The sequence below is a fragment of the Streptomyces sp. LZ34 genome (assembly GCF_053890475.1).
The window spans coordinates 1,867,412-1,887,159 of the sequence record NZ_CM132680.1; the positions used below are offsets into that span (position 1 = coordinate 1,867,412).

Sequence of the window (19,748 nt, forward strand, 5' to 3'; positions counted from 1 at the left end):
TCGGTGAGCTCACACCTCGATGAGCGTGCAGAACCAGTGCATGCCCGGCGCTGCGACACCCACCAGTGCCACGAGATCCCCCGGCGCCACCTCGGCGGCCTCGATGTGCCGCCGCAGACAGATCAGCTGGTCGGCGGCGCCCATGTGGCCCAGTTCGCGGGCGAGTTCGGCGTTGGTGCGCTCCATGGGGAGGCCGACGGCGTCGGCGGCCTCGCGGATCGCCTGCTGGTTGTCGTTGAGGTAGATGAGACGGGCGAGTTGGGTCCGGTCCTTGCCGGCACGCGCGAGGGCCTGGTCGACCACGTCCGCGATCCGCCCGCTGATCTCCTTCATGAACACCTGGAAGCGCTCGGGGTCGCGGCCGAAGTGACGGAAGATCCCGACCATCGGGTCCGCGTGCAGATCGCCGCGGCCCGCGGGCGGTGCGGGAGCGGCGGAACCGCCGAACTCGATACGGAAGAAATCCGCGTACTCGGGGTTGGTGAAGTGGGCGGAGGAGAGCCGGCGCAGGCGTGGGTGCCCGCGTCGCAGCACGGCCGCGACGGCGCCGTCGCTGGCGATGGCGCCGTTGAAGTCCATCCTGTTGGTGTGCGCCTCACTGGCCACGTTGACCAGGGCCACCAGCACGGTGTCGGTGTCGGCCGAGAGCGCCATCGCGCCCGCCGCGTGGTCGAGCGCCACCGACCAGGCGGCGCACACCTGGGTGAACAGCACGGTGGGGGTGCCATACGCGCCCAACGCCCGGGCCACGGCGGCCGAGGAGTCCCAGCCCAGGTACTCCGGGATGTCGGAGTGGCCGACGACGATCAGGTCGATGTCGAGGATGTCGAGGTCCGCGTTGGCCAGGGCCTCGCGGGCCGCCTCGGCCGCGAGGTCGGTGGCCGTGACGCCGTCGGCCACCCGGTGGTAGGTCTCGTACCCCAGGGCGCCGACGACCTCGGGGTCGGGCACATACGCGCCGGCCGTCTCGGCCACACCGCGCGGTTCCCCGAAGGAGGTGCCCGTCGCGACGATGCCCATCTCCACTGAAGTGGCCACGTGTTGTCCCTTCGCTCCCGCGGTGGGTGTTCACCGCTGCAGGGTCGAGCCCCCGGCCTGCGGGTGAACGGGTTCGGTTTCGGACGGATGGCCGACCGCCGGGGGCGGGGCCGGAAGTTCGGGCACCTCGGCCAGCGGGATGTCCAGGACACGCAGTTGGCGCCGGGCGGTGTGCAGCGCGATCGCCAGCAGGGCCATGGCCACGGCCAGGATCAGCACGGCCGTCTCCACCCCCAGGGCGTCGGCGAGGACGCCGGCCGCCAGCGGACCGATCCACTGCATTCCCTGGAAGAAGAACTGGCTGGTCGCGGCGACCCTGCCCAGATACGCGTCCGGGACCAGCCGGACCTCGTACGACTCGATGACGACGTTCATCGGCACCATGCTGGTCATGCCGGCCATCAGGACCAGACCGATCTGCCACGGCTGAGGGACCAGCGCCACGACGGCGAAGGACGCCACGAAGACCCAGGCGGAGAGCAGCAGAACCCGCCGCGCGCCCAGCCTCCGCATCAACCACGGTCCGGCGACGGCCCCGATGACACCGCCGACGACCGCGAGCGAGGTCGCGACACCGACCGCGGTGGGCCCGCCGCCGCGGTGCCGCACCAGCACGACGAACAGGAGGGTGAGCCCTTGCGCCACGGTGTTGAGCAGGGCCCCCCACGCGAGGGTGAACACGAGATAGTCGCTGCGTCTGATCAGGCGCAGGCCGTCCCTCATGTCCTCGGCCAGACCGGTCCGCCGCTCGCCGTCGGTGTGCCGGTCCGGGCCGAGGGGGCGGCGGATGAGCAGCGAGCTCAGGGTGATGAAGACGAAGGAGACGGCGTCGAAGAGGAACGGGATCCAGCGGGCCGTGGCGTACAGCAGGCCCCCGAGGGGGGCGCCGACGAGTTGCACGACCATGTCGCGGCCCATGCCCTGTGCCGTCGCGGTGGCGATCTGCTCCTTGGGGACGATCCGGCGCAGCACCGGTGTCGAGACGCCGACCTTCAGCCCGGCGGCCAACCCGCTGACCAGGGCCAGCGCGTCGAGTCCCAGCACCGGTGGGTCGCCCCGGTACACCAGCAGGGCGACAGCGCCCATGGCCACCGCTTCGACCAGCGGGACCAGAGAAAGGATGGCGCGGCGCGACACACGGTCCGCGAGCGCTCCGCCCACCGCGAGGGTGCCGAGTTTGCCGAGCATGTGCAGGACGGTGATGGTGCCGGCCTGTGTCGCCGACCCGGTGGCGTAGAGCATGAGCAGGGGGAAGGCGAGCGTGGAGACGCTGGTGCCCAGCGTGGACAGGCCGTTTCCGGACCACCAGTACAGGTAGTCGCGGTCGCGCCACAGCGACGGCCGCCTCCCCTGAGCGCTCTGTGTCTCCTCGGGCTCCTCAGGCTCCTCGGGACGTGACCGCGCCATCGCCTCCGCCCCCCTGTTCATTCGCTGTCTCGCCCGTCCGGGCCCGCGCTGTGGATCTCGCGCAGCATGCTGGTCGATGCGTGCTGGCCCGGGCCAGGCAGTGCACCGGCAACTCGCGGGGGAGATTTGCCGCTTACCGAGGGGAGTGGCCGCGTGACAAAGAACGAATGTTTCAAGAGCGCGGAATGTCGGGATGTCCACTTCCAGTGGCATTGGCGGAGTTGTCAACTAGTGGACACTTGGCGCTTTCATGTCAAGGTTACCACTCCCCCTCGGGCAAGTTGTCGAGTAGGGTCCGGTTCTTGCCACACCGCCACACCTCGGTCTCCTTGCTGTTCAACGGGGACATTGTCATTGCGTGCGAGTGACTTTTCGGGTTCTCGAGCATGCACAAGCGGGGAAGCAAGGAGGTCTGATGAGGGTCGATTTCGCCAGGCTGCGATCGGCCGGGTGGCGCACCGTACGGGATGCGCAGAGGCAGCGCATGTCTCATCGCAAAGGGGGATTCACTCAGTGGTGATTCCGAATGAATTCATGTCGTTCGACGGAACCGACATTCATCAGCTGCGCGACTTTCTACTCAGCCAACGCCGAATCTCCGGCTGGACGCAGGAGGAGCTCTCCGAGCGCTCCGGTGTCAGCGTGCGGACGATCCGCAATCTGGAGACGGGTTCCAACACCAACCCGCGCAGAACCTCGGTGGCCCTGCTGCTCAGCGCCTTGGGCGCGGCGCCCGCCACGCCACCCGAGATGGCGCCCTGGGGCGCGGACGACATGGCGGCGCTGTTCGAACAGCTCCCGGAGGCACACCGGAACCGCACGTCGGAGCCCTCGCCGTGGCACGGCCCCCGGCCTCTCGGCGATCCGTTAGTGGGCAGACAGATCGATATGCGCCATGTTCTGGCCTCCGCCCAGCGCAGCCGGCTGGTCGTCCTCACCGGGCCGGGCGGTGTGGGCAAGACGCGGCTGGCCCTCGCGGCGGCGTCCCGGCTGCGCCCGCTGTTCCGCGGCGGAGTGGCCGTCGTCGAGTTGCGCGACTGCCCGCCCGAACATGCCGACCCCGCACACGCACGCGCCGAGTTGACGCGCGTCACACGGGATTTCACCGGCGAAGCGGGACATGCCCTCGCAGGCGCGCGCGGCGGCCGGCGGCTGCTCGTGCTCGACGGCGCCGAGCATGTCGCCCAGCAGACCGCCCGCGCCGCGCGGCAGTTGCTCGACGAGCATCCCGGGCTCCATCTGCTGGTGACCTCGCGCCGTGCGCTGGCCGCCAGCGCGGCCGAGACCTGGGAGGTCGAGCCGCTGCGCGTGGACGGCCCCAACGGCCGTGACATGCCCGTGCCGAGTGCGGTGGAGCTCCTTCTGCGCCGGGTGCAGGCCGGTTTGCCGACCTTGGACCTCGCCCATCACCTCCCGCTGGTCACCACGTTGTGCCGACTCCTCGACGGCGTACCGCTGGCCATCGAGATCGCCGCACAGCGGCTCAGATCACTGCCGCTGACCTCTCTCCTCCAGGAAGACACCCTCTTCCACCTGCTCGGCCAGGCCGACACGGGGGGCCTGAGCGCGCATCGCACGCTGTCCGACAGCGTGCGCTGGAGCTACGACCTGCTCCCCGCACCACACCGCGAGCTGCTGCGCGACCTGGTCGCCTTGCCGGACGGCTTCTCGCTGGACGATGTGCTGACCGCACAGCCGAGCCGCCGCCCGGAGATGGTGCGGGTGGCCCATCTGCTGGCCGAGCTCGCGGACGCCTCGCTGGTCCAGACCCATCGGGAACGGCAGTACACCTACCGCATCCATGCGCTGGTGCGGCATGTCGTGACGCAGCTGGAGCGACACCCCCAGAACACCGACACCGGCACCGGTGCCGCCACCGGTGCCGCCCGGACGGCCGCCTGACCGGTGGCCGGTCCACCTTCAGCTCTCCGCCGTTCCGGCGGCTTCCCTGACGGCCCGGAGCGAGAAGTACTCCGGGCCGTCAAGTCGGGCGAACATCAGTTCCTCCAGCCATGGCAGCAGGCTCTCGTCCAGCCCGGCCGTGGGGTCGAGCCGGGCGAGCAGCCGTTGCAGCACGAGGACCAGCCATCCGGTGCCGCCGGCCGAGGCCCGCTCCCGCGTGAAGGAGTACAGCCAGGTGTACAGGCATGAGGCGGCCGCGTGGTGGACGCAGTGCTCGGCGGCCCGGTCCTGTCCCTCGGTCGTCGCCGCGTCGAGCGACTCGGCGGCGATCCGCGTATAGAAGGCCGCTCGGCGTGCCGACAGCGCGTCAAGGACCTTGAGCAACGCGTCCGCCTCGGACACCGGGAGTTCGCGCTCCGCGATCAGGCGCGCCTCGGCCACCGCCGGGCCCCACCCCCGGGTGATCTCGTCCTCGGTGGCGTTGGTCAGCCGCAGCGCCCGGCCCGAGGGATGCCACACCGGGGCCTCCTGGGACCCGTCGAAGAGCTGACGCAGCACACCGTCCTGGCCGGGGGCGGGACGGTCCGCCACCCGGGCCACGGCGGGCAGCTGCGAGGCGATGCCATGGAGGTTGACATGGGTGGTGCCCTCGAAGACGCTCGCGATCGCGTGGTCGCGCTGGAGCTTCTGGAAGACGCCGGAGGCCACGCCCTCGCGCAGATAGCCGCGGGCTCCCAGGACCCGGGCGGCCTCCTGCACGACCTCCTCGCCCAGCGTCGGCACCAGGTACTTGACCACGGAGGACCACAGGCTGAGCCGGGACGGGGCGACCGACAGCGCGCGTGCCACCGGCAGCGTGGTGCACTCGGCGATCAGCAGGTCGAGGTGCGCGCGCACCAAGTGCCGCCGGATGACGGGGATGCGGTAGATCTCGTGCCCGTACAGCACCCGCTCTCGCGCATGGCGCAGCGCGATCCGCAGCACCGAGTCCATGGTGCCGAGCGACAGCGCGCCGATGGCGGTGCGGGTGATCTGCAGCACCTGCAGGATCTGGGGCAGGCCCCCGCCGGGGCGGCCGAGCAGCGCGCCGGCCGGCACCTCGGTGTCCCGGAAGGTGATCCCGCTGAGGTCGTGGCCGCGCAGGCCCACCGTCCGCACGAAGGGATGGTTCTCCCAGCTCCCGGCCGCGAGCCGCCGCTTGTCGACCAGCAGCAGGGACGGGCCGGCGCCCTCGACGGCCGCGTAGACGCTGAGGAAACGGCCCCGGGTGGCGTTGCCGACGGGCCACTTCTCCCCGGTGAGGACATACCCGTCACCGTCCGGCGACGCCGTCGTCTCATTGGTCCCCAGGTCGCTGCCGTGGTCCGGTTCGGACACCGCGAAGCACGCCAGATCCCCGTCGAGCAGGCCCCGCGCCACCAGGGCCCGCTGCTCCTCGTCCCCCCACAGCCACACCGGGTTGACGCCGAGGAGCGCCGAGCCGAACATCACCGCGACGGTCAGATTGCGGCGCGCGAGCGCACGGGTCAGCAGGACCAGCTGCTCCAGGTTGCGCAGCCGGCCGCCGAACTCCTCGGGCACCAGATACCGGCTGAACCCCCACGCCCGGACCAGGTCCACCGCCCCCGGGGGCAGCGCGCCCAGCTCCTCGTGCTCGACCGTCTCCGCGTGGCTGAACGGACCGCCACGCGCCGCCGGGTCGCCGAGCGCCCGCTCGAAGTCCGCGGCCAGCGCGTAGGAAGGGCGGTCGGACACCTCGCCGGTCATGCCGTGGGGGCCTCGGCGCCGTAGCGGGCGAAGAGGGCGGTGAGCTCCTCGTCGTCGGGAAGCTGTGCCCGGCCGCTCGCCACTTCGGTGGAGACGAACTCGACCACGTCCTTGACGCGCTCCAGTTTCATGGTCTCCTCGGGGGTCAGCGCCCGGAGGCCGTACAGATCCTCCAGGTTGTAGCCGAGTTCCGCGAGTACGAGGGAGTGGAAGCCGAGATCGCCGACGAGGCGGTGGTCGAGCTCGACCTGGTCGAGCTTGCGCGGGGCGACCAGCCGGACCATGCCGCACACCACGGCGGAGACGGCTTCGGCGCCGACGGCGGCAGGAGTGTGAGTCATGTTTCCGACGGTAAGCCCGGCCGCGGGCCCCTCCCAGGCAATGGGCCCGGCAAGCACACGGCAACTCGGCGTGAGGGACACCGGCAGCGCCGACATGCCGCTCAGGAAGTTGGAGTACACATACCGCGGCGGGCCCGCGGGCTCGGCCTTGGCGACCAGGTCCCGCAGGCTCTCCAGAAGGGCCGTCAGCTCGGCGCGGGCCAGGAACGCGCCGAGGCAGAAGTGCGAGCCGTGCGCGAACGACAGGTGTTTGTTGGGGGTGCGGGAGAGGTCGAAGTCGTCCGGCCGGTCGAAGACCCGCTCGTCGCGGTTGGCGGAGGCCAGCCAGGTGACCACGATGTCGCCCGCCTCGACGAACCGGTCGTCGAGGAGGACGTCCCGGGTCGCGGTCCGGCCGCTGTGCAGGGCCGGGGTGGTCCAGCGCAGCACCTCCTCGACGGCCGAGGCGGTGGTCACCCGGCCGGAGGTGAGGGCCTGCCACTGGTCCTCGTGCTCCATCAGCGCCCGCAGGCCGCCGACCATCGCGAACCGGGTCGTCTCGTGTCCGCCCATGATGATGCTGTAGCAGTTGAAGACGATCTCCTCGTGGGTCAGCGGCCGGCCGTCGATCTCCCTGGTCACCAGGAGGCTGACCACGTCGTCGTACGGTTTGGCGCGGCGCTGGGCGGCCAGCTTTGAGAAGTAGAGCAGCAGGCCGTTCCGGGACGCCCAGGTGGCCTCCTCGGTGGGTGCGCCGTCCGCCGAGGACAGCGCGCCGGAGGTGAGGTCGATGATGTGCTGCCGTTCGGTGGCCGGGACACCGAGCAGATCGCAGATGGCGGCGAGCGGAATGTGCGCGGCCACATCGGCGGCGAAGTCCACCTCGCCCCGCTCCACCGCCTCCTTGACCAGGGCGTGCGTACCGCGCCGGACGCTGTCGACCACCACCTCGAGAGAGCGCGGCGAGAACGGCTTCAGCAGGGCGCTGCGCAGCGCCCGGTGCGGCCTGCCGTCGGTGACGGCGAGCATCTGCCCGGCCGCCGAGTCGCCGCCGGCCAGCAGGGTGTCGAGCACATTGCCGCGCTCGGAGGTGAAGGTCTCGCTGTCGTTGAGCACCGAGACGACATCGGCGTAGCCGCTCACCGCCCAGAACCCGGGGCCGCGCGCGGTCTCGGGCTGCCAGTGCACGGGGGCCTCGGCGCGCAGCCGGCGCCACAGCGGCCCCAGGTCGTGGTGGGCGTGCAGCAGGGGATCGGCGAGATCCAGTTGGTCGAGCGATTCCGGGGCAGGGGCCCGTCGGGTGTCCATGGCTGTTTCCTCAGGCGTGGTGGCGGGATGCTGCGACGGGGGCTCAGCCCAGTGGCTTGGTGGGGCCGGGGAAGAACGCGGTGGTCGCCCCGGCGGTCTCGGCGCCGTCCACCACGAACTGCTGGCCCGATACGAACGACGCCTGCGGGGAGGCCAGGAAGTGGAAGACGTCCGCGATCTCCTCGGGGAGGGCGTGGCGGCGGGCCGGGATGCGCTCGTTGACCTCGTCGAGCATGGCGTTGGTGTACTCGGCGCGCTGCATGGGGGTCAGCACGGCGCCGGGCGCCACACAGGCGGTCCTGATGAGTGGGGCCAGCTCGACGGCGAAGGTCTGGCACAGCGAGGCCACCCCCGCCTTGCTGGCGTTGTAGTCCGCGTAGAGCGGATAGCCGCGGGAACCGTTGACCGACGCGGTGGCCAGCAGGACGCCCTCGCCCCGGCGCAGCATGTGCGGGACGGCGTGGCGCCACAGGGCGAGGACACCCATCAGGTTGACGTCCAGGGTGCGCCGCGCCTCGTCCTCCGTGAGGTCGAGGATGCCGTGCCGGACACTGATGCCGGCGTTGGCGATGACGACGTCGATGCGGCCTCGCTCGGCGTGCACCTGGTCGACGGCGGCGCGGACGCCCGGCCAGTCGGCGACGTCCAGCTCGACCCAGCGGACCCGGCCCCCGCCCTCGCGGGGGCCGTCCACCGTGCCCGGGGCGGGCGGCTGGAGGTCGAGGTTGACCACATAGTCGCCGGAGCGGGCGAACCGCTCGGCGGTGGCGTGGCCGATTCCGCTGGACGCGCCGGACACGATGACGGTGCGCATGGGATGTGACTGCCTTTCCGGTCAGACGATGACACGGGGGTGTTCCAGGGCGTATCCGCTGAGGTTGCGCCGCAGATTGCGGCTGACGGTGAGCTTCTTGAGCCAGCGGTCGGTCCCGTCGTACCGCGGGGTGAACGGGCGGCGGCCGTGCACGGCGCGGTAGTTGTCCACGATCAGCAGCGAGCCGGGGCCCACCACGATCTCCCGCTGGACGCGCCGCAGCTCGTCCATGAGCCGGTCGAGCGCGGCCGCCGCCTCGGTGTCCCCGGAACCCACGCGCATGAAGGGCCGGTCGATGCGCAGATACGGGTTGAGCCGGTCGCCGAACAGCACGGCGGTGGGCACCGGCCGGTCCGTCATGGCGTACAGCCGGGCCAGCGCGGGGTGGCGGGGCGCGGACGCCTCCAGCTGCCGGATGTGTTCGGTGTCCGGCAGGATGTGGAAGCGCTCCTCGGCGAGCACCGTGCGGTCGTGGTCGCTCAGCCGGACATCGCGGACGGAGGCTACGACGGTCGGCACCCGGTCCGGGTTGCGCAGGCCGAACAGCAGCAGGTAGTCGCAGCGGTTGGGGTGGAAGCCGTCCTCGGTGTGGAACTCCAGCAGGCTCTCGCTGCCGTAGCCGCTCTGGCGCCGCTCGTCGCCGCGGATCGGCAGGATGTTCTGGATGATGCGGCCCTTCTGGAGGGTCGCCCAGCCGAACGGGTCGCCCAGCGCCAGCCCGCACATCGCCAGCCACAGCTCCTGCGCCCTGGCCTCCGCGCCGGCAATGGCCTCGCGCCAGTGGCCGGGGGTGGGGCCGATCCGGGCGTCGTCCACCGGGAAGCCGTGCACCAGGCACGCGGCCGTGCTCTCGGTGCGGCGGTAGGAGAGGAGGAAGCCGCGCAGCCCGGCGGGCAGCAGCTCCTCGGCCGCGTGGTCGCCGTCGTAGAACTCCGGCAGGTCCGGGGCCCCGTGGGCGTCCGCGAGCCGTGACGCGGCGGCCCGCAACTCGGCGGCCTCGCGGGCGTCGAGGTGGTATTCGAGGGGGGTGTCGGGGCTACTGGGGACCGGGTCGGCCGCGCCCGGGCGGAGGGCGCGGGCAGCGGGATAGGTGCTTGTCATGTCGATGGTCCTCCACCGGGTCGTGACCGCTCGGGTCGTCCGTCGTTCGGTCCTGTGCGGCCCGCGCACCGCTGCCGGGCCGCGTGGTGGTGCCTCACGGGGCCGACCGAGCAGGGTCCCGGCCGTGTTGGCCCAGTGGTCGTGCGAACGGAGTGTTCGATGTGTTCGGCCGCCGCCGGGGCTCAGACCGGCTCCTGCCAGTCCTCGGCGAAGGCGTCGAGTTCGTGCTGCTCCAGGGTGATCAGCGGCTCTTCCGGGTCGGCCGCGCCGGTGGCCGGGTGCGGGTCCGGACTGTCCATGTGCGGGTCCGGAGCGAGTTCCTTCACCGCATCGGCGAGCGCGGCCACGGTCTTGTGGGTGAACACATCGCGCGGCGCCATGTCCAGGCCGTCCGCGTGGGCCAGGGTGACGAGCTTGACCGAGCTGATCGAGTCGCCGCCGAGGTCGAAGAAGCTGTCGTCGATGCCGACCCGCTCGACCTGGAGGGCCTGCGCGAACAGCGCGCACAGCCGCTCCTCGCGGGCGGTTCGGGGAGCCCGGCCGGCGGGGGTGCCGGAGAAGTCGGGCGCGGGCAGGGCGCCCCGGTCGAGCTTGCCGCTCGGCGTGACCGGCAGCCGGTCGAGGACGACGACGGCCGCGGGCACCATGTGGTCGGGCAGGGCGGCGGCGACCCGCCCGCGCAGGGCCGCCGGATCCGGCCGGGCACCGGCGGCCGGGGAGACGTACGCCACCAGCCGCCGGCCGGCCGGGTCCTCGCGGGCGACCACGACCGCCTGGGCGACCGTGGGGTCGTCGGCGAGCGCGGTCTCGATCTCGCCGGGCTCGATGCGGAAGCCGCGCACCTTGACCTGCTGGTCCGCCCGGCCCAGGTACTCCAGGGCGCCGTGCGGCATGCGGCGCGCCAGGTCGCCGGTGCGGTACATGCGCGACCCGGCCGGGCCGTACGGGTCGGCCACGAACCGCTCCGCGGTGAGCCGGGCCCGGCCCAGGTAGCCGCGCGCGAGCCCCTCCCCCGCCAGATACAGCTCACCCGGCGCTCCCACCGGCACCGGTCGCAGCGCGCCGTCCAGCAGGTAGACGCGCGCCCCCGTGACCGGCTCGCCGAGCGGTGGTCTGGTCCGGCCCGCCAGCGGGCGGCTCATCGTGGCCATGACGGTCGCCTCGGTCGGACCGTAGGCGTTGACCATGCGACGCCCGGCCGACCAGCGTTCGACCAGTTCCGGCGGACACGCCTCGCCCCCTACGACGAGGGTGACACCGGCCGGCAGACCGTCCTCGGGCAGCACGGCGAGCGAGGACGGCGGCAGCAGCAGGGCGGTCACGCCGTGCCGGGCCACGGTGGCCGCCAGGGCAGGGCCCGGCAGCAGTTCGTCGGGGGTCGCGACGACCGCGCTCGCCCCGGTCAGCAGGGCGGTGGTCAGCTCCCACACCGAGGCGTCGAAGCTCGGGGAGGCGAACAGCAGCACCCGCTCGTCCGCGCGCAGTCGCAGGCGGGTGCGCTGCTGGGCGACCAGGGCGGCGATGCCGCGGTGGGGCACCAGCACGCCCTTGGGGCGGCCGGTGGACCCGGAGGTGTAGATGAGATACGCGGTGTTCTCGGGCCGCAGCGGCGCCACCCGGTCGGCGTCGGTCAGGTCCTCGCCCGACAACCCGCCGGTCACATCGCCGGCCACATCAGCGGCCAAGCCAGCGGCCACATCGGCGTTGGTGTCGAGGAGTTGAGAGGGCGTGTCCATACCGTCCAGGCACAGGGTCCGCTCGGCGCCCGCCTCGGCCATCAGCCCGGCCGCCTCGGCGGTGGTGAGGACGAGCGCGGGCCGCGCGTCGGCGATGACCTGGCGCAGCCGCTCCGGCGGGTATCCGAGGTCCAGCGGCAGATGGACGGCGCCGGCCTTGAGGACGGCCACGACGGCGAGAACGGAGCGGGCCGACTTGGGGAGCGCGACCGCGACGATGTCCTCGGGCCCGATGCCCCGGGCCACCAGCGCCCGGGCCAGCCGGTTGGCCCGCGCGTTGAGGTCGGCGTAACTGACTGCCAGCGGTCCTTCGTACACCGCGACGGCCTCGGGCCGGGCCCGGACCCGCTCCTCGAAGAGCTCGGGGAAGGTCGTCGCTGGGATGGTGTGCGACGGGCCGTCGGCGGCTGCGCGGAACCGCTTGCGCTCCCCCGCCGTGAGCAGGTCGATACGGCCCAGCGGCGCCGCCGGGTCGGCCACGAAGCCGTCGAGGACCTTGCCCACCCGGGTGAGGAGGGCCTGGCAGGCCTCGGCGGTGAACAGGTCGGCCCGGTAGCTGAGTTCGAGGCTCAGGCGCTCGCCCGGCACCACGACCAGGCTGAGCGGATAGTGGGTGGCGCCGGGCACGGGCCGGTCGTCGACGGAGATCCGCAGGCCGGGGATGTGCTTCTGGACGGCTTCCCCGTCGACAGGGGTGTTCTCGAACCCGACGACGGTGTCGAAGAGTTCCCCGAGACCCAGGGTCCGCCGCACATCGGCGAGGCCCAGATGCTGGTACGGGCCCAGCTCGGCCTGGCGGCGCTGGAGATCGGCCAGGACCTGGACGAGCGGCCGTGCCGGGTCGAGCCGCACCCGGACCGCCACGGTGTTCATGAGCAGGCCGACGATGTCCTCGGAGCCCGGCAGCTCCGGCGGGCGTCCGGCGCAGGTCGCGCCGAACACGATGTCGTCGCGGCCCAGCAGCTGGCCGAGCGCCACCGCCCACGCTCCCTGGACCACGGTGTTGAGGGTGAGGCCCGCGCTCCGTGCCGCGGTGGCCAGCGCCGTGGTCCGCGCGGGGTCGAGGAGCTCGGTCGCCAGATGGGGCACGGTCGCGGTGGCGGCCTCGGCGTCGGGGGCGACGAGTGTCGGCTCGTCCAAGCCGGCCAGTTCTTCGGCCCAGGCCCGCGCCGCCCGCTCGTCGTCCTGGGTGGCGAGCCAGCGGAGGAAGTCGGCGAACTGCACGGGCGGGGGGTCCCCGGCGCGGTCATCCCCGGCGTCGCCCCCTGTGGCGTAGAGGGCGAACAGGTCGCGGAAGAACAGCGGCAGCGACCAGCCGTCCAGCAGCCCGTGGTGATACGACACCAGCAGCAGGTGGTCCTCGGCCGCGAGCCGGACCAGAGTGGCCCGCAGCAGCGGCGGCTCGGCGAGGTCGAAGCGGCGCAGCCGGTCCTCGTCGATCAGCTCGGCGAGGCGGTGGCGGCGCTCGTCCTCGGCGAGCCCCGAGAGGTCGGCCTCCCGCCAGGGCACGCTCAGCCCCTCGTGCACCACCTGGACCAGACGGCCGGAGCTCAGGAGGGTGAAGGAGACCCGCAGGGCGCCGTGGCGGGCGACGAGTGCCCCGACGGCCTCGCGCAGCGCGTCGGGCGAGAGCGGGCCCGCGAGCCGTACGGGGGCCTGGGCCGTGTACACGTCGATGCCGTCGGCGGCGAGCACCGCGTGGAAGTGCATGCCCTGCTGCAAGGGGGTCAGTGGCAGCACATCGGCGATCCGTCGGCCGTTCTGGGCCAGTTCCGCCCGCTCGGCGCCGGAGAGCGAGACCAGCGGCCCCGCGGGCGCGCTGTCCTGACCGCGCGCTTCGCCCCGCGGGCCGCTGTCGGTGTCGGTGGCTACTTCGGCGAGCCGGGCGATGGTCGGGTGGAGGAAGATGTCCTTGGTGGTGATGGCCAGCTGGGCCCGGTGGGCGCGGGCCGCCAGCTGCATGGCGATGATCGAGTCGCCGCCGAGGTCGAAGAAGCTGTCGTCCACGCCGATCCGGGGCCGGCCGAGCACCTCGGAGAACACCTCGTGCAGCACCCGCTCCCGCTCGGAGGAGGGGGCCCGGTACTCGCCCGCGGCCTGGAAGCTCGGCGCGGGCAGCGCCGCCCGGTCCACCTTGCCGTTCGGCGTGAGCGGCACGGCATCGACCACCATCACGACCGCCGGGACCATATACGCCGGCAGCCGACGCGCCACCCACTCGCGCAGTGCGGCGGGGTCGGGCCGGGCGCCGGGCGAGGCGCACACGTAGCCCACGACGCGCCGCACACCGGACGGGTCGGTGGACACCGCCGCCACCGCCCGCGCCACCGCGGGCGCCGCCGCCAGCGCGGCTTCGATCTCGCCCAGCTCGACGCGGTGGCCGCGTATCTTGACCTGGGAGTCCGCTCGCCCGCAGTACTCCACGACCCCGTCCGGACGGCGGCGCCCCAGGTCACCGGTGCGATACATACGGGCGCCCGCCGGGCCGAACACATCGGCCACGAAGCGCTCCGCCGTCGGTCCCGGGCGTCCCAGGTAGCCGCGGGAGACCCCGGCGCCGGCGATGTACAGCTCGCCGACCACCCCGTCCGGCACCGGCCGCAGAAACGGGTCGAGCACATACACCCGGGCGTTGTCGGCGGGGTGGCCGATGGCGGGCCGGCCGCCGCCGTGCCAGAGCATCGCGTCGACCGTGCACTCGGCGGGGCCGTAGAGGTTGTACACCGACAGGCCCGGCACTCCGTGCAGTTCGGCCCACAGGTCGTCGGCGACCTCCTCGCCGCCGAGCGCCAGGACACCCGCCCGGTGCCGCTCCCCCTCCGCCTCGAACATGCCCGCGGCCAGCATCTGACGGGCGACGGACGGCGTGGTGTCGAGCACGTCGACCCCGGCCGCCACGGCGTGGTCGACCAGCGCCAGGGCGTCCTTGCGCACGGTGTCGTCGACGATGTGCAGTTCGTTCCCGGCGACCAGCCACAGCAGCTGGCTGAAGGAGGCGTCGAAGCCGAGTGAGTTGGTGAGCGCGGCCCGCAGCGGCCGGCCGCCCGCCCGCGTCCGCTCCGGTTCGAAGAAGTTCGCCCGGTGGCTGTGGAACATGTTGGCCAGGTTGCGGTGCTCGACGGCGACCCCCTTGGGCCGGCCGGTGGAGCCGGAGGTGTAGATCACATACGCCAGGTGGCCGGGCAGCGGGGCGCCGGGGCGGCTGCCGGTGTCGAGGTCCGTGGCGGCGCCCCGGTCCGTGGCGTCTTCGGGCAGCGTGGCCTCGTCGACCCGCAGTGTCGGTATCCCGCCGAGACCGCGCACGGCGTGTGCGGTCTCGGCGGTGGCCAGGACGAGGGCCGGTCCGGCCTCCGCGCAGATCGCCGCGATCCGCTCCCGGGGGTGCTCGGTGTCGATCGGCAGATATCCGGCCCCCGACTTCCAGACCGCCCAGATAGCCGTCACCGCCGCCACGGTCCGGGGCAGGGCGACGCCCACGAGGCGGTCCGGGCCCGCGCCGTGGGCCACCAGCAGCCGGGCGAGCCGGTTGGCGTCGGCGTCGAGCTCCTCGAAGGTCAGGCTGGTCGTGGCGTCGGTGACGGCGACCGCGTGGGGGGTCGTACGGACCTGCGCCTCGAACAGCTCGGGCAGGGTCCCGCCCGGGTGCGCCACGGTCCGGCCGCTCGACGCACGCAGGATCCGCCGCCGCTCGGCGTCGGAGCACAGGGGCAGCCGCCCGGCGGGCGCCTCGGGCCGGTCGGCGATGTCCTGGACCAGGGCGCACAGGCGGCGCAGCACCTCGGCCGCCGCCTCGCCGGTGAAGGAGTCCTCGCGGTAGTTGAGTTCGAAGCGCAGCCGGGCGCCGGGGTGGACGGCCAGGCTCAACGGATAGTGGGTGCCCTCGAAGGCGTCCTCGACGGCGTCCCGCAGCAGGGTGACGGCGAGCCCCGCAACCGAGGAGCCCTGGACGGCTTCGTCGACGGGGACGTTCTCGAAGGCGACGGTGGTGTCGAAGAGTTCGGTGGCGCCGACGGCGCGGTGGATGTCGGCGAGACCCAGGTACTCGTGCCTGGTCAGGGCCGCCTGTTCGCGCTGGACTCGGGCCAGCAGATCCGCCACGGGCTCGGCCGGGTCGACCCGTACCCGGGCGGGCACCGTGTTCATCATCAGACCCACCATGCGCTCGCTGCCCGGAAGTTGGGGCGGGCGCCCGGCGACGGTGTTGCCGTAGACGACGTCCCGCCGTCCGGTGAGCACCGTCAGCAGCAGCGCCCACGCGCCCTGGACCACGGTGTTGGTGGTGAGGTCGCGCGAGCGGGCCGTGGCGGTGAGCCGTGCCGTGTCGGCCTCGGACAGCTCCGCGACGACGCGCTGCTGGCCGCGGCCGGGGGTGCCGGTGCCCGCTCCGCCTCCCACCAGCGTCGCGCCGTCGAGCCCGGACAGCGCGGCCTGCCAGGCGCGCTCGGCCTCGGCGTGGTCCTGTTCGGAGAGCCAGCCGAGGTATTCGCCGAACGACGGGGCGGCCTCCAGCCGCTCGGCGGTGCCGCCGTCCCGGTAGATACGGAACAGGTCGGCGAGGACCAGGGGCAGCGACCAGCCGTCCAGCAGGATGTGGTGGTTGGTGAGCACGAGGACATGCCGGTCGGGTGCCAGTCGCACCAGGGTGAACCGCAGCAGCGGCGGCTTCGCCATCTCGAAGCGCCGGGAGCGGTCTTCGGCCAGCAGCCGGGTGAGCCGCGCCCGGCGCTCCCCGGCGCCGCGGCCGGAGAGGTCGACCTCCTCCCATGATGGCTCGACCGCGCGGGCGATGGCCTGGACGGCCTCGCCCGAGCGGCGCCGCAGAAACCCGGCGCGCAGGCTCGCGTGGCGGGCCGGCAGGGCGAGGCAGGAGCGGCGCAGCGCCTCGGTGTCGAGCGGCCCGGCCAGTTCCAGGGGGGTCTGCACGGTATAGAAATCGACAGGGCCGCCAGGGCCGCCGGGCCCGCCGGGTGTGCTCTTGGCGTCCCCCTCGTCGAAGAGGGCGTGGAAGAGGATGCCCTGCTGCAACGGCGAGAGCGGCAGCACCGTTTCCAGGGATGTCTGTTTCACCGTGATGTCTCCCACTGGGCTTCGAGCTCGTCGAGTTCTTCCGCGTCGATGTGCAGCAGGCTCCCCGCGTCCCGCGGTGTCCCGGCCTCGGGGCCGGTGTCCTGGGCCACTTCGGCGAGCCGGGCGATGGTCTTGCAGTGGAAGATGTCGTTGCTGGTGACGGCGAGTCCTGCCGCGTGGGCGCGGGCCGCCAGCCGCATGGCGACGACCGAGTCGCCGCCGAGGTCGAAGAAGCTGTCGTCCACGCCGATCCGCTCCTCGCCGAGCACCTCGGTGAACACCTCGTGCAGGACCCGCTCCCGCTCGGAGGAGGGGGCCCGGTACGCGCTCGCGGCCCGGAAGCACGGGGCGGGCAGCGCCGCGCGGTCCACCTTGCCGTTCGGTGTGAGCGGCACGGCGTCGACCACCACCACGACCGCCGGGACCATGTACGCCGGCAGCCGGCGCGCCACGAACGCGCGCAGCTCGGCAGGGTCGGTGTCCGCGGCGGCGACGGCGTACGCGACCAGGTGTCTGATCCCCGGCCGGTCCTCACGGACGACCGCGACGGCCCCGCCGACCCCGGGCGCCTGCGCGAGGACGGCCTCGACCTCGCCCGGCTCGATGCGGTGGCCGCGCAGTTTGACCTGGCTGTCGGCGCGGCCGAGATAGGCCAGTTCGCCGTCCGCCGTCCACCGGGCCAGGTCGCCGGTCCGGTACATCCGTGCGCCGGGCGGGCCGAAGGGGTCGGCGACGAACCGCTCCGCGGTGACCCGGGGGCGGCCGAGGTAGCCGCGGGCGAGCCCGTCGCCGCTCAGATACACCTCGCCCGCGACACCGGGCGGCACCGGCCGCAGCGCGGAGTCGAGCAGCCGGACCCGGCCGCCGGGGACCGAGTGCCCCATGGGCGGGACGGTCCGGCCGGACAGCGGCCCGGTCTGGGTGGCGATGACGGTCGCCTCGGTGGGGCCGTAGGCGTTGACCATGTGCCGTCCCGGGGACCAGCGGGCGACCAGCTCCGGCGGGCAGGCCTCGGCGCCGACGACCAGATTGACGCCCGGGGGCAGGCTGTCCGGCGGCATGGCGGAGAGCGCCGAGGGGGCGAGCAGCAGGCAGTCGACCCCCAGCTCGGCCACGAGCTCGGCCAGCGGTGGCCCGGGCACCAGCCGTTCGGGCGGGGCGACCACCGCGGCGGCGCCGGTGAGCAGCGCCACGCACAGCTCCCACACCGACGCGTCGAAGCTCGGTGACGCGAACTGGAGCACCCGGGTGTCCGGGGTCAGCCGGAGCCGGTCCCGCTGGTGCCGCAGCAGGGCGGCCAGGCCCGTGTGGGTGACGACGACGCCCTTGGGGCGGCCGGTCGAGCCGGAGGTGTAGATGACATACGCCGGGTGCCCGGGCCGCAGCGGCGCCCGGCGGTCGCGGTCGTCGAGGTCGGTGTCGGTGTTGGTGTTGGTGTCGGGCAGTCCCGACAGGGGGTGGCCGGTGGGGCGGTCCGCGTCGTCCAGGTACAGCCGCGGCACGTCCGGGGCCGTCGTTCCGTCGTCGGCCGCCCGTGTGGTCAGCAGGAGCAGCGGCTCGGTGTCGTCGAGCATGGCGGTGATCCGCGCCCGCGGGTAGCCGAGGTCGACCGGGAGGTACGCGGCGCCCGACTTCATCACCGCGATCACGGCCGTCAGCGCGGCGATGCCGCGCGGCAGGGCGACGGCCACCAGGCGCTCGGGGCCGGCGCCGCGCTCGGCCAGGGCCCTGGCGAGGCGGTTGGCGCGGGAGTTCAGCTCGGCGTAGTCGAGGGCGCCCTCGGTGGAGAGCACCGCGGGGGCGTGCGGTGTCCGGCGGACCTGCTCCTCGAACAGCTCCGGGAAGGTCCGTGGCGCGATGTGCCGCGCCGGACCCGGCGGCCGGCCGACGGCGAGCGCCCGGGCGCGTTCGGCCGCCGTCAGGACGTCCACCCGGGCGAGCGGGAGGTCCGGCGGGGCGGCGAGGAAACGGGCGAGGAACTCGGTGAACCGGGCCTGGTGCGCGGCCAGTTCGGCGGCGGTGTAGCGGTCGGGGTTCGCCTCGAACTCGACGCGCGCGTCCTGGCCGTCGGGCCCGGGGTGGCAGGTGATGTTGAGATCGGTGACCGGGCCGCCGGACAGCGCGGTGAGATGGGCCTCACGGCCGGTGAAGGCGGTCTCCGAGCCCGCCGGCACGATGTTCACCAGTGCGCCGAAGAGCTGCTCGTCGGTGCCGAGGAGGCGCAGGTCGCGGCGGAGCTCGTCGTACGGATAGCGCTGGTGGGTGAGGAGTTCGCCGAGCCGCCGCGCGACCTGCCGGACCAGCGGCGCCCGGCCCGCCGCCGGGCTGACGGTGAGCCGCAGCGGGAGGGTGTTCGACAGCATGCCGGGCACGTTCCGCGACCGGGCGCCGACGCGTGCGGTGACCGGCACGCCGACGGTGAGGTCCTCGGCCCCGGTCGTGCCCTGGAGATAGGCGGCGACCGCCGCCAGCATCGGCACCGTCCACGGCGCCCGGGCGTCCCGCCCCGCGGCCCGCAGCGCCCGCAGCTCGGCCGCTGACAGCGCGGTCGTCACCGAGAGCGCGTGCCCCGCGGCGCCCGTCGGCACCCCCGGCGCGAGCGACGCGGTCTCGGGCCGCTCGGCGAAGACCTCGTTCCAGTACTTCTGGTCCGTGGTGTAGTCGTCCGACGCGCGGTAGTCCGCCTCCTCCGCCAGCAGCTCCTCCAGGCGGCCCAGTGGCTCGCCCGTCGGCTCCGTCCCGGCGGCCAGGGCCTCGTAGTGGGCGGCGATCCGGCGCGAGTGCAGCACCGAGCCGAAGGCGTCGGACAGGATGTGGTGGCTGCGCTGGTACCACACGTGGTGGTCGGCGCCGATCCGCATGAGGACGTGCCCGGACAGCACGTCCTCGAACAGGTCGCGCGGGGTGGCGCGGTCGCGGTCGATCAGCGCGTGGGCGGTGGCGAGGGGGTCCGTCTCGCCGCTGAGGTCGATCTCCCGCCACGACGAGCGGCCGGGTGCGACCGGCCGCTGGTACAGCCCGCCCGGCCGCTCCACCAGCTCGACGTCCCAGCTGCCGCTCTCCCCCTCCGCCCGGCGGATCGCCCGCCGCAGCAGCTCCCCGTCCACCGGTCCCCGAAGCTCCATGGCGGCCACGGTGTTGTAGGCCGGGTTGTCGGGCTGGAGGCGCTGGGCGTGGAACACACCCCGCTGGGCGGCCGTGAGCGGAAGCAGCTCGGTGTCGCGTGAAGTCATCGGGTCGTAACCGCTCTCTCCTGCGCTCCGACGGACCGCTCCGCCGGACCAAGGG

The 19,748-nt window shown here is 73.3% G+C and carries 8 protein-coding genes and 1 pseudogene; 1 reads left to right on the top strand and 8 read right to left on the bottom strand.

The features are described 5' to 3' along the window. Positions 1-9: 9 nt before the first annotated feature. Positions 10-1,038 (bottom strand): 3-oxoacyl-[acyl-carrier-protein] synthase III C-terminal domain-containing protein, encoded by a 1,029-nt coding sequence (locus tag ACWY4P_RS06655; RefSeq protein WP_456209199.1) that lies wholly within the window; start codon positions 1,036-1,038, stop codon positions 10-12. A gap of 30 nt (positions 1,039-1,068) precedes the next feature. Beyond that, positions 1,069-2,445, bottom strand: coding sequence for an MFS transporter (locus tag ACWY4P_RS06660; RefSeq protein ID WP_456209200.1), 1,377 nt, complete (start codon positions 2,443-2,445; stop codon positions 1,069-1,071). Positions 2,446-2,979: 534 nt separating this feature from the next. Here ACWY4P_RS06660 and ACWY4P_RS06665 point away from each other — a divergent pair. Continuing rightward, positions 2,980-4,347 carry a helix-turn-helix domain-containing protein gene (locus tag ACWY4P_RS06665; RefSeq protein ID WP_456209201.1) on the top strand — a complete coding sequence of 456 codons (1,368 nt, stop codon included), beginning with the start codon at positions 2,980-2,982 and terminating at the stop codon, positions 4,345-4,347. Between the two features lie 18 nt (positions 4,348-4,365). On the opposite strand, the gene ACWY4P_RS06670 is transcribed toward ACWY4P_RS06665, so the two are convergent. The 6 genes and pseudogenes from ACWY4P_RS06670 to ACWY4P_RS06695 all read right to left on the bottom strand — a co-directional run bounded on the left by ACWY4P_RS06670 (position 4,366) and on the right by ACWY4P_RS06695 (position 19,693). Further along, positions 4,366-6,114 (bottom strand): acyl-CoA dehydrogenase family protein, encoded by a 1,749-nt coding sequence (locus ACWY4P_RS06670; RefSeq protein ID WP_456209202.1) that lies wholly within the window; start codon positions 6,112-6,114, stop codon positions 4,366-4,368. A 407-nt stretch (positions 6,115-6,521) separates the two neighbouring features. Beyond that, positions 6,522-7,742, bottom strand: a pseudogene (locus ACWY4P_RS06675) (cytochrome P450); the annotation flags it as partial. Positions 7,743-7,785: 43 nt separating this feature from the next. Then, positions 7,786-8,556 carry an SDR family NAD(P)-dependent oxidoreductase gene (locus ACWY4P_RS06680; protein WP_456209203.1) on the bottom strand — a complete coding sequence of 257 codons (771 nt, stop codon included), beginning with the start codon at positions 8,554-8,556 and terminating at the stop codon, positions 7,786-7,788. Between the two features lie 21 nt (positions 8,557-8,577). Further along, on the bottom strand, positions 8,578-9,657 hold the full coding sequence (gntD, locus tag ACWY4P_RS06685; RefSeq protein ID WP_456209204.1) for a guanitoxin biosynthesis L-enduracididine beta-hydroxylase GntD: 1,080 nt from the start codon (positions 9,655-9,657) through the stop codon (positions 8,578-8,580). Between the two features lie 182 nt (positions 9,658-9,839). Then, the gene (locus tag ACWY4P_RS06690; protein ID WP_456209205.1) at positions 9,840-16,460 is read right to left on the bottom strand and encodes an amino acid adenylation domain-containing protein; all 6,621 of its coding nucleotides are present in this window, start codon (positions 16,458-16,460) and stop codon (positions 9,840-9,842) included. Further along, positions 16,457-19,693: an amino acid adenylation domain-containing protein gene (locus ACWY4P_RS06695; RefSeq protein WP_456209206.1), complete on the bottom strand. Its 3,237-nt coding sequence runs from the start codon at positions 19,691-19,693 to the stop codon at positions 16,457-16,459. Before ACWY4P_RS06695 ends, ACWY4P_RS06690 begins: the two co-directional genes overlap by 4 nt. Positions 19,694-19,748 lie beyond the last annotated feature (55 nt).